Consider the following 1,151-nt stretch of genomic DNA (forward strand, 5'->3'; position numbering starts at 1 on the left):
TCGAACAGTCCATCCCCGCCACTCATACCAGCATCATCCCGCACGAACGATCACGAACCGCAGGCGGGTTGCGGTTACTGAGACACGCTCCTAGCCGGTGAATCCGGCGGTGATGGACGTGAACTGCCAGTTGTTCTGGCTGATTCCGGAGCAGTTGCTCACCACTCCGCCGCCGGGGCAGGGCCGGTCGCGGTTGACCGACCAGAAGGCCAGCCGCGCGATGTGGTGGGAGTTGGCCCAGTCCTTGATCTGGGTCCAGGTCGCGGGGCTGGTCAGCTCCTGCTGGTCGCTGAGGCCGTTCATGCCCGAGATGCCGATGTGGGCGTAGGCGGTGGCGTCGTCCCAGCCGAAGGTGCTCTTCAGCTTGGCCTTCAGCCCCTCCGTCGCGTTCACGGTGTTGCCGTACATGTCGGCACCGCCGCCGAAGTCGAACGGCATGATCGTGAAGACGTCGATGTTCGCCTGGAGTGCGTTGGCACGCTCGATGAGCCGGTTGCCCCACCAGGTCGGGCCGGTGGTGGAGGTGCCGAAGGTGATGATGGTCCGCAGGCCCGGGTTGTTCTGCTTGACGATCTTCAGGGCGTTGAGGATGCGGTCCTGGACGGCCTCGTTCTCGAACTCGTCGGTGTTCTCGATGTCGACGTCGATGGCCTTCAGCCCGTACGCGTTGATCACCTGTTGGTACGCACCCGCGAGGGCTTCCGGCGTGGTGCAGTTGGGGCCGAGCTTGTTGCCGCTCCAGCCGCCGATGGACGGGACGATGTCGCCGCCCGCTGCGCGGATGGCGTTGATGGTGGACTGGTCGGTGCCGCCGGTGAGCGGCCGGCTGCCGTCCCAGGCGGGGCTGCAGCCCCCGGACGACAGGATGAAGGCCATCGTGAACCACTTGATGCCCGTGGCGCTCATCACGGAGGGAGCGCTCGGCGGGTCGCCCCAGCCGAGATAGAGGTACGGCGCGGCCTGCTTGAAGCCGCCACCGCCACCACCCGGGTCGGTGGTGACGCTCACGGCGGATGACGCGGGGGAGGTGTTCCCGGCCGCGTCGCGGGCGCGGATGGTGAAGCTGTAGGGGGTGTTGGCGGCGAGTCCGGTGACGGTGGCGCTGGTGCCGGTCACGGTGGTGGCGAGGGTGGTGCCGCGGTAGACGTCGT

General features: G+C 67.4%; 1 pseudogene. It reads right to left on the reverse strand.

Going from position 1 to position 1,151, the window contains the following annotated elements:
- Positions 1 to 90: 90 nt before the first annotated feature.
- Positions 91 to 1,151 (reverse strand): annotated as a pseudogene (locus ACFV9O_RS40640) (chitinase); the annotation flags it as partial.

It is taken from the genome of Streptomyces sp. NPDC059909, assembly GCF_042730885.1.
GTDB lineage: Bacteria > Actinomycetota > Actinomycetes > Streptomycetales > Streptomycetaceae > Streptomyces.